At 57.9% G+C, this 13,277-nt stretch carries 12 protein-coding genes; 11 read left to right on the top strand and 1 reads right to left on the bottom strand.

Features of this window, described 5'->3' with window-relative positions; genetic code table 11:
- Complete coding sequence (locus ACQQ2Q_RS15850) at positions 1 to 438, top strand: response regulator (RefSeq protein WP_428188306.1); 438 nt, start codon at positions 1 to 3, stop codon at positions 436 to 438.
- A 93-nt stretch (positions 439 to 531) separates the two neighbouring features.
- On the opposite strand, the gene ACQQ2Q_RS15845 is transcribed toward ACQQ2Q_RS15850, so the two are convergent.
- On the bottom strand, positions 532 to 1,980 hold the full coding sequence (locus tag ACQQ2Q_RS15845; RefSeq protein ID WP_428188081.1) for an aldehyde dehydrogenase: 1,449 nt from the start codon (positions 1,978 to 1,980) through the stop codon (positions 532 to 534).
- Between the two features lie 175 nt (positions 1,981 to 2,155).
- Between ACQQ2Q_RS15845 and ACQQ2Q_RS15840 the strand changes: the two genes are divergently transcribed.
- The 10 genes from ACQQ2Q_RS15840 to ACQQ2Q_RS15795 all read left to right on the top strand — a co-directional run bounded on the left by ACQQ2Q_RS15840 (position 2,156) and on the right by ACQQ2Q_RS15795 (position 13,204).
- A complete protein-coding gene (locus ACQQ2Q_RS15840; RefSeq protein ID WP_428188080.1) occupies positions 2,156 to 3,199 on the top strand; it encodes a LacI family DNA-binding transcriptional regulator in 1,044 nt (347 codons plus the stop codon).
- 26 nt (positions 3,200 to 3,225) lie between these two features.
- Positions 3,226 to 4,251, top strand: a complete 1,026-nt coding sequence (locus ACQQ2Q_RS15835; protein ID WP_428188079.1) for an ABC transporter substrate-binding protein — start codon at positions 3,226 to 3,228, stop codon at positions 4,249 to 4,251.
- Between the two features lie 114 nt (positions 4,252 to 4,365).
- Positions 4,366 to 5,193, top strand: coding sequence for an ABC transporter permease (locus ACQQ2Q_RS15830; protein WP_428188078.1), 828 nt, complete (start codon positions 4,366 to 4,368; stop codon positions 5,191 to 5,193).
- Entirely contained in the window at positions 5,190 to 5,969 is a 780-nt protein-coding gene (locus ACQQ2Q_RS15825) for an ABC transporter permease (RefSeq protein WP_428188077.1), read from the top strand. The genes ACQQ2Q_RS15830 and ACQQ2Q_RS15825 overlap by 4 nt, the downstream gene beginning before the upstream one ends.
- Positions 5,962 to 6,987 (top strand): ABC transporter ATP-binding protein, encoded by a 1,026-nt coding sequence (locus ACQQ2Q_RS15820; RefSeq protein WP_428188076.1) that lies wholly within the window; start codon positions 5,962 to 5,964, stop codon positions 6,985 to 6,987. The genes ACQQ2Q_RS15825 and ACQQ2Q_RS15820 overlap by 8 nt, the downstream gene beginning before the upstream one ends.
- A gap of 6 nt (positions 6,988 to 6,993) precedes the next feature.
- Positions 6,994 to 7,920, top strand: coding sequence for a nucleoside hydrolase (locus tag ACQQ2Q_RS15815; RefSeq protein ID WP_428188075.1), 927 nt, complete (start codon positions 6,994 to 6,996; stop codon positions 7,918 to 7,920).
- Positions 7,917 to 9,704: an adenine deaminase gene (locus ACQQ2Q_RS15810; RefSeq protein ID WP_428188074.1), complete on the top strand. Its 1,788-nt coding sequence runs from the start codon at positions 7,917 to 7,919 to the stop codon at positions 9,702 to 9,704. Before ACQQ2Q_RS15815 ends, ACQQ2Q_RS15810 begins: the two co-directional genes overlap by 4 nt.
- 19 nt (positions 9,705 to 9,723) lie before the next feature.
- Positions 9,724 to 10,893 (top strand): M20 aminoacylase family protein, encoded by a 1,170-nt coding sequence (locus ACQQ2Q_RS15805; RefSeq protein ID WP_428188073.1) that lies wholly within the window; start codon positions 9,724 to 9,726, stop codon positions 10,891 to 10,893.
- 16 nt (positions 10,894 to 10,909) lie between these two features.
- The gene (locus ACQQ2Q_RS15800) at positions 10,910 to 11,593 is read left to right on the top strand and encodes a phosphoribosyltransferase (protein WP_428188072.1); all 684 of its coding nucleotides are present in this window, start codon (positions 10,910 to 10,912) and stop codon (positions 11,591 to 11,593) included.
- Between the two features lie 165 nt (positions 11,594 to 11,758).
- The gene (locus ACQQ2Q_RS15795) at positions 11,759 to 13,204 is read left to right on the top strand and encodes an aldehyde dehydrogenase family protein (protein WP_428188071.1); all 1,446 of its coding nucleotides are present in this window, start codon (positions 11,759 to 11,761) and stop codon (positions 13,202 to 13,204) included.
- Positions 13,205 to 13,277 lie beyond the last annotated feature (73 nt).

Below are 13,277 nucleotides of genomic sequence, written 5' to 3'. Positions count from 1 at the left end.
ATGAAGGCAATCGGCAAGGAAGTTACCATCGTCATGGTCGAGGACGATGAAGGTCATGCTCGACTGATCGAAAAGAACATCCGCCGGGCCGGTGTCAGCAATGAAGTGCTTCCATTCACCGACGGCACCTCAGCTCTCGACTTCATCCTCGGCAAGGACCGTACCGGCAAGGTGTCCGAAGATCGATATCTTCTGATTCTTCTTGATCTCAATCTCCCCGACATGTCGGGAACGGAGATCCTCGAAAAGGTCAAGGCCAATCCCCACACCAAGCGCCTGCCGGTCGTCATTCTGACCACGACAGATGACGAAACAGAAATTCAGCGTTGCTATGATTTGGGCGCGAATGTCTACATTACAAAACCAGTCGACTACGACGGCTTTGCCAATGCCATTCGCCAGCTGGGGCTGTTTTTCTCGGTCATGCAGGTTCCCTGATCGGGCCAGTCAACAATCGAGTTTTCTAATCTCGAATTTTTTGAAAACGGCGGCGTGCAATAACGCCGCCGTTCTCATTTGTTGTGTTCGATGTCAGATCGGGTAGTGAAGAGGACCGTCCTGGACTGTGATCCAGCGCAGATCGGTAAACTCAGCTACGCCCCAGATACCACCGAAACGCCCGTAGCCGGAAGACTTGACCCCGCCGAATGGCATTTGTGCCTCATCATGCACTGTCGGCCCATTCACGTGGCAGATACCGCTTTCGATCCGCCGCGCCACAGCCATTGCCCGCGTGCTATCGCGACCGAAAACGGCAGCCGAGAGACCGAACTCACTGTCATTGGCAATTGTAACGGCCTCATCGATCGTTTTGGCCCGGATGATGGCGACAACCGGGCCAAAACTCTCTTCGGAGTAAAGCCGCATGTCAGATGTGACATGGTCCAGTGCCGCCGCATTGAGAATGGTCTTGTCTCCGCCGCCAGCAATCAACGTGGCACCCTTGTCCACAGCATCTGCGGTCAGTTCACGCACCCTGTCTGCAGCCGCCTGTGACACCAGCGATCCAAGCGGCGCTTGTCCATCGCCCGGGTCCCCCGCAACCAAATTTTTGACCTTTTTGGCAAACGCCTCGACGAACGCATCGCCAATGTCGCCGACAGTGATAATCCGCTCCGTCGACATGCAGATCTGGCCCTGGTTCATATAGGCGCCAAAGCCGGCCGCAGCGACTGCTGCATCAATATCGGCATCATCAAGAACGATCATCGGCGCCTTGCCACCAAGCTCAAGAAGAGCGGGCTTCAGATGGCGTCCTGCAAGTTCACCAATTACCCGGCCAACACGCGTCGATCCCGTGAAGTTCACACGCCGTACGGCAGGATGCGCAATGATTGTCTCCACGATCTCGGCCGCATCATCCGGCGCATTGGAGATGGCATTCAAGACGCCCGCGGGAAAGCCTGCCTCGGCAACAGCTTCAATAATCAGCGAATGCGTTCTCGGGCAAAGCTCTGACGTCTTCATGACCACTGTATTTCCGCAGGCAAGCGGCGTGGCAATGGCGCGAACGCCGAGAATGACGGGGGCGTTCCATGGCGCCATGGCGAGCACAACGCCGGCAGGTTGGCGCACCGCATATGCCGTCGAGCCGGGGCGGTTGGATGGAATGATCTCGCCCTTGATTTGCGTGGTCAAAGCTGCAGCTTCCACAAGCATGTTGGCGGCCAGCATGAGGTTGAATCTCGCCCAGCCCTCCGTGGCGCCAATCTCGTCCTTCATCGCCTGCACGATATCGTCGCCACGCGCCTGCAAGGATTGCGCGGCTGCCAGCAATTTTCCGCGACGCTCTCCAGGTGACGTCTGCGACCAGACAGAAAATGCGCGCTGAGCAGCATCAACCGCCGCACGTGCATCATCCACCGATGCGGCTGCGGCTTCAGTCACGATGTCTCCGGTCATCGGACTCTTGCGATTGAAGCGCCGATCGTCCTTCGCGGGAACATGCTGACCATCGATATAAAGATTGAGATTATCCATAATTCCTATCCTCCTAAAACTTTCATTACCTGCCTCCCCTGAAACGGGCTCCCCTTCACCTAGTGCCGAGCTAAGTGAAACGCCAGTCGCGGCCGTGACCGAAATGAATCGACTCCATGAGTTTGATGGTGTATCCGTGCGATTAATCGATTAATCATCTATCGCGGCCAAACCGTTGAATTCGAACCGAACACGTCCAAACCTTAGTCAGATCGCCGGGCTGCTCGGTGTATCGACCGCGACCGTGTCCAACGCGCTGTCTGGCAAAGGTCGCGTCTCATCTGAACTGGCCGACAAGATCCGAGGGATGGCTGCAGACCTGGGCTATATGCCAAGCACTGCCGGGCGAGCCCTGAGAACCGGACGCAGCAGGGTTCTCGGGCTCGTCCTACCGGATATCGCAAATCCCCTCTTCCCGCAGATCGCACAGGCAATTGAAAATGCCGCTTCCAAAGCAGGATACGGAATACTGATTGCCGACTCCAGGGGCGATGTTTCCATGCAGACAGAGGCAATCAGCCGCCTGCTGGAACGCGGCGTGGACGGCATTGTCATCGTGCCCCGCCGAGGCACGCGCATCGCCGATATCGGCAGCCCGGTCGCCGTCATCGACAGCCCCTCAACACCCGGGAATACGGTGTCTGCAGATCACTGGCAGGGCGGCCAACTGATCGCCGATCACCTGATTGCGCTGGGCCACCGGAAACTACTTATCCTCGGCAACAATCCAGATTCGAATGTGCAGAACGACCGGATCGGTGGCTTGAAGTCACGCCTTCCCGCTGATGTTCATTGCGAGGTCCTCTGGATCGAAAAGCAGGAACGCTGTCACGGAACAGGCTGCGCACTGGGTTTGCAGCAAAAGGTCGAGGAAGGCTTCACAGCCTTTGCAGCTGTTTCTGATCTCCACGCATTGCGCGCACTGACTGAACTTCAGCGCGCCGGAATTCGTGTTCCCGAACAGGTCAGCGTGACAGGTTTCGATGATCTGATCTGGTCAACCGTTGTGACCCCGGCACTGACCACCATTCACATGGATATGCCTTTGATCGCAGAGATCGCAATCGATGCTCTGGTGTCCGTGATCGAGAGGGACTCGGGCGACAGTGAAGCGGGCACCGAGCAGCCGCCGAATTCAGCATCGGCAACCAGGCAACAGGTGCCGATGAGCCTGATCGTCCGCCAGACCTCCGGTCCACCTCAGACGTTTCCGCATTAGAAATTGTACCCCAGAAGGAGAACCCGATGATTAACAAAACAATCCTGGCTTCGGCCACCGCTTTGATGCTCACCATGGGCTCTGCCCAGGCGCAGGAAAAGACCCTGACGATTTCGGTCTATGCGTTCGGACAGGATGAGTTCAAGGAGATCGTCTACGACCCGTTCGAAGCCAAGTGCGACTGTAAACTTGTTGTCGAAACCGGCAACAGCGTCGAACGTATCGCAAAAATGGAAGCCAACAAGGACGCGCCTGTCATCGACATGGCCGTCGTCTCGATGGCAGATGCGCTGTCAGCATCCCGCATGGGCCTGATCGACAAGATCGATACCTCCAAGCTGTCCAGCTACGACAAGCTCTATGACATCGCGAAGGATCCCAACGGCGACGGCATGAGCGTTGGCTACACATTCTACGCAACATCCATCGCTTACCGCTCCGACAAGATGACGGTCGACTCCTGGGCCGACCTTCTCAAGGACGACGTGGTTTCTCATATTGCTTTCCCGAACGTCACCACCAACCAGGGGCCGCCGTCGCTCTACATGCTCGGCAAGGCTCTCGGCTCGGACGCAGCAGACCTTAAGACCCCCATAGAAGCCGTCGGCAAGAAGAAGGACGAAATCGTGACCTTCTACGTCAAGTCGTCGCAGCTGGTTCAACTGATGCAGCAGGAAGAAATCTGGGCAGCCCCCGTTGGCCGCTTTTCCTGGGCGCCCTTCACCAAACTCGACCTGCCGATCAAGTGGGCCACTCCGAAGGAAGGCCAGACTGGCGGCATGAACGTGATGGTCGTGACCAAGAATTCCAAGAACCGCGACCTGGCACTTGAGTTCATGGACTTTTGGCTGTCCACGGAGATCCAGACCAAACTCGCTGAAAAACTGGTCGACAGCCCGGCCAATGCAGAAGTGAAAGTCTCCGATGAGGTGGCCAACAACATCACCTATGGCGAGGAAACGGCAAAGAGCCTCAAGCTCATTCCCTCAGCCATTGCGCTCGACAATCGCGACGCTTGGCTGGCGGAGTGGAACGCCAAAGTCGGTCAGTGATCAACGGCTGAAACAAACCTGACACCAATGCCTCCCAAGGCTCAAGGGTGCGGCGGCAAGACTTCGGTCTTCTGCCGCACCCTGATCAACAGTTTTCCAAGAGGATGAGACGACATGTTTCAGAACCGGGCAGAAGCGATGGCGCTCGCCCTACCAGCCGCGGTCTTCGCAGCCATCGTCTTTCTCGTGCCTGTTGCGCTCCTTCTCTCGGAAGGCTTCCGCACGGCCGATAGCTGGACCATTTCTGCCTATGTCGACTTTTTTTCGCAACCGCTCAACCGAACCGTCTTCCTGCGTACGCTCAAGCTGGGCTTTTTGGTCACCCTGGCAGCCGCCATTATCGGTTATGCAACGGCCTATGCGATCGTTTCGCTGCCTCCGGGCAGCAAGGGTAAGATGATCGGCCTTGTCGTTCTTCCTCTGATGATATCCCCCGTTGCCCGAACCTATGCCTGGATCGTGATCCTGGGACGCACGGGGATCATCAATCAGGCAATGATGGCAATCGGATTGACGGATGAGCCGGTCAGAATCCTGTTTACTGAAACTGCAGTCTTCATCGGCCTCCTGCAACTCTTCCTCCCATTGATGGTCATTTCCCTGATCAGTGCGCTTGAAAACCTGCCAAAGGATGCTGTTCCAGCAGCCCGTGTGCTGGGTGCCAATTGGTTCCAGGTGTTCTGGAAGGTCATTCTGCCGCTCACCCGTGAGGGGCTCGTGGTCGGCGGCACGCTCGTCTTCACCGGATCGATGACAGCCTATATCACGCCCGCCATTCTGGGCGGCTCCAAGGTTCTCATGCTCGAAACCCTGCTTTACCAGCAGGTCACCGTGACCAACAATTTCGTCGCTGCCAGCGTAATCGCCTTCATTCTGATCGTCATGAGCTTTGCCGCAAACATTCTGCTGCGACGCATTGCAACGGCGAGGAACAAGACATGATGCAAAGACTGTTCGCCCCCCTCACCCTGTTTCTCGTGCTGATATTTCTGATTGGCCCCTTCCTCATTATTGTGGCTGCGTCCTTTTCGGCGGGCGACACGCTGGCCTTTCCGCCGCAGGGTTTCTCCTTCAAGTGGATCGTGAAAGTCTTCACGGTCGAGAGTTTCCGACAGAGTTTCGCCGTATCCATGTTTCTGGCCATTGGGGGCACCTTCACGGCCCTCCTGATGGGCATCCCGGCATCTTACGCAATGTCACGCTACAAGCTGCCGGGTGCAGAGACCGTGCGCTTCATGGTATCGATGCCGATTATCGTTCCCGGCATCATCGTCGGTCTGGCGCTGCTGCGCTACTTTGTGATCCCGGTCGGGCTGTCCATTACGCTCGCGCTGTTTCTTGCCCATACCGCACTGGTGCTGCCCTATGCGGTGCGCGTAGTCTCTGCAAGCCTTGGCAATCTGCGCTCTGATATGGAAGAAGCGGCTGTCTTGCTCGGCTCATCCCGCCTTGGTGCATTCTTCCGCGTCGTGCTGCCCAATATCCGCGGCGGCATCCTGTCGGCCTTCATCCTTGGCTTTGTCACCAGCTTCAATCAGGTGCCTGTGTCGCTGTTCTTGTCCGGTCCAGGTGTCCGTACACTGCCGATCGACATGCTCGGTTACATGGAGATCGTATTCGATCCGTCCATCGCCGCACTGTCATCTTTGCTCGCTTTCCTTTCCATCGGCATTGTCTTTGCCGCCGAACGTTTTCTGGGGTTCTCCCGCTATGTCTGATGCAATTTTCCTTTCCCTCGACAAGCTCACGCTGGCCTATGGCAAAACGACAGCCGTCAAGGATCTCGATCTCAATATCCGCAAGGGTGAACTGCTGGCTTTGCTCGGTCCGTCAGGCTGCGGCAAGACGACAACGATGCGTTCCATCGCCGGTCTCATGCCGGTGCGAAGCGGTCGCATCACGCTTGATGGCAAGGATATCACGCGCATACCTGCCAACCGCCGGGAAGTTGGTCTGGTTTTCCAGTCCTACGCACTCTTCCCCCATTTGAGCGTCTTCGAAAATGTCGCCTTTGGCCTGAAGCTGAAGGGCATGAGCGGGGACGCGTTGAATAGAAAGGTCGACGCCGCATTGAAATCGGTCGGCCTGTCGAAATTCTCCAGCCGCAAGACGCCCGAACTATCCGGTGGACAACAACAGCGCGTCGCCCTTGCCCGCTCCATGGTCATGGAACCCAAGGTGTTGATGCTGGACGAGCCACTGTCCAACCTCGACGCGCGCCTGCGTCTGGAAATGCGCACCGAGCTGCAGCGAGTGCAAAAGGAAAGCGGTGTGACAATGATTTTCGTCACCCACGATCAGGTCGAGGCCCTGGCACTCGCAGACAGGATTGTCGTCATGCGCGATGGAGCAATCGAGCAGATTGGCACGCCGGAGGAGATCTACAATCAACCGGCCTCCAGCTTTGTTGCCGATTTCGTCGGTTTTGAAAATATCTTCGCCATCCACAACGGCAAACTCGTGACAGATAAAGGCGAGATAACGAATTCCGCCAGGCTGCCGGCGGCGGCGGGCCTTGCCTGGCGGCCGCGTGCGATTCCGTTGGGTTCAGGTCCTTTTACGGGTATCGTGCGCGGCGTTTCCTTCGCTGGCAGCACCCGGGAATATGTGCTTGAGACCCCGGTTGGACTGGTCAAGGCAGAGACAGATGCCGCTCAGCCTGCATATCAGCTTGGAGCATCCGTTGGATTCGATCTGCCGGTCGATCACGCAGCACCCCTGAACCGGTTCGGGTGATCTGTGATGGGAGTCTGGATTGATACTGATATGGGCTTCGATGACATCGCCGCCATTCTGGTGGTGATGCATGCGGACCTGCCCATAGACGGCATATCGCTTGTATTTGGAAATACACCCCTCGATCAGGTCCGTCGCAATGCAGCTGGCGCGGCAAAAGCCTTCGGCTGGACAGTCCCAATCCATGGCGGGAGAGAGATGCCCGTTATGGGACAGATCGAAACGGCACAGATGATCCTCGGAGATAGCGGCATTCCGACCGCCGGACTGACATTACCCGATGCAGACGAACATCCCCCTAGCGATGCATTCACGGCCATGTGTCATTGGTTGGAAACCGCCCCTGCACCGCGCCGCATCCTGGCATTGGGCCCGTTGACAAATCTGGCGGCCGTTGTCCTGGCACGCCCCGATCTGGCTGCGCGCATCGATGATCTGACCTGGATGGGCGGAGGGCTCACCCGCGGAAATCATACCGCCTCTGCAGAGTTCAATGCCTTTGCAGACCCAGAAGCCGTGGCAATCGTCCTGTCTCACAACCTGCCTCTGCGCATGGTCGATCTCGATTTTTGCCGCAGGGTACTGGCAGGCCCCTCGGAGGTGTTACCCATCCGCGATGCAGGTGGCACTAATGCCGGCCTGATCGCCGATATGCTCGCAGGCTTCATCGCGATTGCAACCAGTCGCGGGCGTTCAGCGATGGCGCTCTACGATCCGGCAGCGGCTGCAGCCTTCGTCAGGCAGGACCTTGTCACATTCCAATCCGCGCGTATCGATATGGAATGCGCAGGCGGCCTCACCCGCGGAAGAACCGTTGTCGAGACGCGGCAAACCCACGGTACCTTCAATGCCGAATTCGCTGCCGACTGCGAAGCGGTTGGCGTGAAGAACGTCGTCATGGACGCTTTGCTGTGGGAGGCCAGCAAACGATGAGCACACAGACCGACCAGCCCCTCGACCTTGCCGATCCGGCTTTGCGGTTACGCGCCGTGGCGGCTGCGCGCGGCGCAGCTCCCTTTGATCGCCTGCTTGTCAATGGCAGGCTGGTTGACATGGTGACGGGTGAAATCCGGGCTGCAGACATCGGCATCGTTGGCGCCCTGATTGCTTCCGTTCATGCACCCGCCAGCCGAAATGATGCGCGTGAGATATTGGATGTCAAAGGCGGCTATCTATGCCCCGGTTTCATTGACACCCATATGCATGTCGAAAGCTCGATGGTAACGCCTGCGACCTATGCAGATGCGGTCGTGCCCAGAGGCGTCACGACTGTCGTCTGGGATCCCCATGAATTCGGCAACGTCCATGGCATAGACGGCGTGGAATTTGCCATAGACGCAACGCGCGACTTGCCGCTCCGCTTCGTCATTCTTGCCCCATCCTGCGTGCCCTCGGCACCGGGTCTGGAACAGGCAGGCGCTGATTTCGAGGCCAGAACCGTTGCGTCGCTGCTGGCAAGACCTGAGGTCGGAGGCATTGCCGAAGTCATGAACATGCGCGACGTCATTGACGGAAAACCGCGCATGAGCGGCATTGTCAATGCCGGATTGCGTGCCGAAAAAATGGTCTGCGGCCATGCGCGCGGTCTGACCGGCGCTGATCTTCAAGCCTTCATGGCGGCTGGCATATCCTCCGATCACGAACTGACATCTGCCGCTGACCTGATGGAAAAACTGCGCGCCGGCCTGACCATCGAGCTGCGCGGCTCGCATGATCACCTGCTGCCAGATTTCGTTGAAGCGTTGAGCGCGTTGGGGCATCTCCCGCAATCGGTCACGCTATGCACGGACGACGTATTTCCCGATGACCTGCTAAAAGGCGGTGGACTGGACGACGTGGTACGCCGTCTCGTCCGCTACGGCTTGAAGCCCGAATGGGCGCTGCAGGCAGCTACGCTGAACGGAGCCCGCAGACTGGGCCGAAACGATATCGGATTGCTCGCTGCCGGCCGACGCGCCGATATCGTGGTTTTCGAGGACTTGACTGACTTTCGAGCGCAACTGGTTATCGCAAATGGCGAAACGGCCAGCGTAAACGGCCAAATGCAGAGACCGTCAATACCATCGACTGCCGATGCCTTCAAAGCCTCCATGAAACTGCGAACACTCGCTCCCGACGACTTTCGGCTGCGGTCCGATGCCAAACGCGTACGCGTCGCCACGATTGACAGGCCGCGCTTTACCCGATGGGGTGAAGCCGAGACAGATGTCACAGATGGTTTCATCAATCCGCCAGAAGGGGCCACGCTGATCGCAGTCGCACACCGACATGGATTAACCGATGCAACTCCCCGAGTTGGTTTTTTGCGGGAGTGGGGCAGTTGGACCGGTGCCTTTGCAACCAGTGTGTCTCATGACAGCCACAACCTTACCATCTTCGGTGGCAATCCCGAAGATATGGCTGCTGCGGCAAATGCCGTAATAGCAGCGGGCGGCGGCATGGCGGTGGCATCCGGTGGAAAAGTACTGGCGGTCGTCGCCTTGCCAGTTTCGGGGCTCGTGTCCGAACGCCCCCTCAGCAATGTTGCAAGCGACTTTTCCGCGTTGCGCGATGCCATGGATAAGGTGGTAGAATGGCAACCACCTTATCTCGTCTTCAAGGCCTGCTTCGGTGCAACGCTGGCCTGCAACGCAGGACCGCATCAAACCGACCTCGGCATTGCCGATGTCTCCGCCGGCAAACTGCTTGCGTCACCCGTTCTGGAAATTATTACCTGACGATCCATACGAAGGACCCATGACCGATCCACTTGAAGACGACATCCCGTTCCTGACCGAATTGCGCCGTGACCTTCACGCGCACCCCGAACTCGGATTTGAGGAAACGCGCACGAGCGGTATCGTTGCCCGCCTGTTGGAAGAGGCAGGCATTGCAGTCCATCGCGGATTCGGTGAAACTGGCGTCGTCGGCACCTTGCAGGTTGGCAACGGCACGCGAACCATCGGCCTGCGCGCAGATATGGATGCCCTGGCCATGCCCGAGACGGTGGACCGGCCCTACAAGTCGACAGTACCCGGAAAAATGCACGCCTGTGGTCATGACGGGCATACGACATTGCTTCTGGGGGCTGCGCGCGCATTGGCCAAGAGCCGCAATTTTTCGGGCACGGTTCACTTCATCTTCCAGCCGGCAGAAGAGGGCCGAGGCGGCGCCAAGCGCATGGTGGAAGACGGCCTGTTCGATCGCTTCGCCTGCGATGCGGTCTATGGCCTGCATAACATGCCCGGCCTCGATACGGATGAAATCGCAGTCGTTGAAGGACCACAACTGGCCTCATCGGACAGTTGGCTCGTCACCCTGCGGGGTACAGGAACCCACGGCGCCAAGCCCCATCTCGGTCGAGATCCGATTACCGCCGCCGGCACATTCCTGTCGTCGCTACAAAGCATCGTTGGCCGTGTTGTCGATCCGCTACAGCCAGCCGTCGTCAGTGCCTGTTCCGTGCAGGCTGGCGACTCGAAAGCCCTGAACGTGATCCCTGACATCGTGGAAATCGGTGGAACGGCGCGCGCCTATTCAAAGGACGTTCGAGACCAGCTCGAAAAGGAAATTGGCCGAGTTGCTGAAGGCACAGCCGCAATGTTCGGCATTCAAGCGGATTATAAATACATCCGCCGAATTCCGCCTGTGATCAACGATCCGGATGCGACGGCGCGCGCCCTTGCGGTCGCCCGCGACGTTTTCGGCGATAAAGTCAGAACCTCCTTCCCGCCCTCCACAGCGGGAGATGATTTCGCTTTCTTTGCCGACAAGGCCCCTGGCTGCTACGTGTGGCTCGGCAACGGCCCTGCCCGTGACGGCGCACTCCACCACAACACTGCCTATGATTTCAACGACGACGCAATCGGTTTCGGCGTCCGCTTCTGGACCCGCCTGGTCGAACGCGAACTTGCAGCAGACGTCTGAGGAAAAGGAATTGCCAATGCAGCCCCAGGACGTCTGGCAGGAAGTCTATCCGCCAAACTCATTTCGGGTGGATCAGGGCCATGAACAGTTTTTTCCGGCAACGCTCGGGGACGGCCGACAGATCAGGCTGCCCATTCGACCGCTTGCCGATGGCCAGCATGCCTTCGCATCTCTGATCATCAATCAGGCCAGTTTTTCAGTAGTCGATGCCCTTGCTGGTGATCTGGCGGAACGTCTGTCTAAGCACTGCCCTGATATCGTTATCGGTCTGCCCACTCTTGGGCTTACTCTGGCATCGGAGGTCGCCCGCAAGCTGGGTCATCTGCGTTATGTGCCGCTCGGGACCTCGCGCAAATTCTGGTATGACGAGAACCTCTCGGTCCCGCTGTCTTCGGTGACAACGCCCGAACAACTCAAGCGCCTCTATATCGACCCACGTATGCTGCCGCTAATCGAAGGTCGTCGGGTGGCGTTGATCGACGATGTCATTTCGAGTGGCAGGTCGATCATGGCCGCCCTGGCGCTTCTCGATACCCTTGCCATCAGGCCCATCGTCATCGGCGCTGCGATGCTGCAATCCAGTCGCTGGCGCGAGCATAAGACAGATCCTTATGCTGGGTGGGAAGACCGGGTCGAAGGCTGTTTTTCCACTCCGATCCTGGAAAAAGACGCATACGGCCTCTGGCAGAGTCCCAACTAGTCACCACATGAAGATCACGCCACTCTGGCATGCGCATGCGGTTGATTGCGACACTGCCTCCGGCCTATTGTCGCAACGGCAATATCGATTGGATCGAAGCCCGAATAACATGTGCAAAGAGGCCATCGCTCCAGCCTGACAATGAAAGCTGACCAGGGAATTCCAATGATCATCAAGCGTGATTTCTACATTAACGGCGCATGGGTTGCGCCAGCAGCACCTCGCGATTGCGAAGTCATCAACCCATCGAACGAGGAACCATGTGCGATCATTTCGCTGGGTGACCAGGCCGATACAGATGCCGCAGTTGCCGCCGCAAAGGCTGCTTTTCCCGCATGGGCAGCAACGCCGCCCAAGGAGCGTGCGCGCGTCGTCAAGGGCATTCTCGAACAGTACGAAAAGCGTAAGCAGGAATATGCCGAAGCCATTTCCATGGAGATGGGCGCGCCAATCGACTTCTCCCTCGCTGAACAGGCACCTTGCCTTCCTTGGCATACAGAAAACTTCCTGACTGCGTTCGAGCAGATCGAATGGATTCGTCCGCTCGGCGATCATGCTCCCGGTGCGGCAATCGCCATGGAGCCAATCGGTGTTGTTGGATTGATTACGCCGTGGAACTGGCCCGTCAACCAGATCGCACTAAAGGCGATCCCGGCTATGTTGGCCGGCTGCACTTGTGTGCTCAAGCCGTCAGAGGAATCCCCTCTCAACGCCATGCTGTTTGCCGAATTCTGCCATGACGCAGGCGTGCCGGCAGGCGTCTTCAACCTGGTGAATGGTGATGGGGTCGGCGTCGGCTCGCAGCTGACAACACATCAGGACGTCGAAATGATTTCCTTCACCGGCTCCACCCGTGCTGGCAAGGCCATCTCCAAGGCCGCAGCCGAAACGCTGAAGCGCGTGATGCTGGAACTCGGTGGCAAGGGTGCCAATGTTCTCTTTGCAGATGCCGACGACAACGCCGTGGAACGCTCGGTCCAGCGCATGATGGAAAACACAGGGCAGTCTTGCAACGCGCCGTCACGCATGCTGGTCGAGCGCAGCATCTATGAACAGACGGTCGAGAAGGCCGTGGCTGTAGCGGAATCGATCAAGGTTGGCCCCGCCCACGAAAAGGGTGATCATATCGGCCCGGTCGTCAACAAGTCGCAGTGGGAGAAGATCCAGGGTCTGATCCAGAAGGGTATCGACGAAGGTGCCCGTGTTGCCTGCGGTGGCACCGGTTTGCCGGAGGGCTTCAACCGTGGCTTCTACGTAAAGCCGACGATCTTCGCTGACGTGACACCAGGAATGACGATTGAACAGGAAGAAATCTTTGGACCTGTCATGGCCATGATCCCGTTCGATACAGAAGAACATGCGGTCGAAATTGCCAACGACACGCCTTACGGCCTGACCAATTACGTCCAGACCAGCGATCCGGCCCGCGCCAATCGTATGGCTCTCAAGCTGAAGTCTGGCATGGTCGAAATGAACGGTAAGTCACGCGGCGCTGGCGCCTTCTTTGGCGGTGTGAAGCAGTCCGGTCGTGCACGCGAGGGTGGCATCTGGGGTATCGAGGAATTTCTCGAATCCAAGGCCATTTCCGGTTACGACTTCAGCGCTGGCTAAACCGGACACACCCACCCGCAACGCAGTTCAGTCGCTGCGTTGCGATGTTGACCGATATCACGACCGTCCTTCG

Origin of the sequence: Agrobacterium sp. ES01, assembly GCF_050320885.1 — a bacterium.
Taxonomy (GTDB): Bacteria; Pseudomonadota; Alphaproteobacteria; order Rhizobiales; family Rhizobiaceae; genus Allorhizobium.
This window is presented reverse-complemented; position numbering and strand designations above follow the sequence as displayed.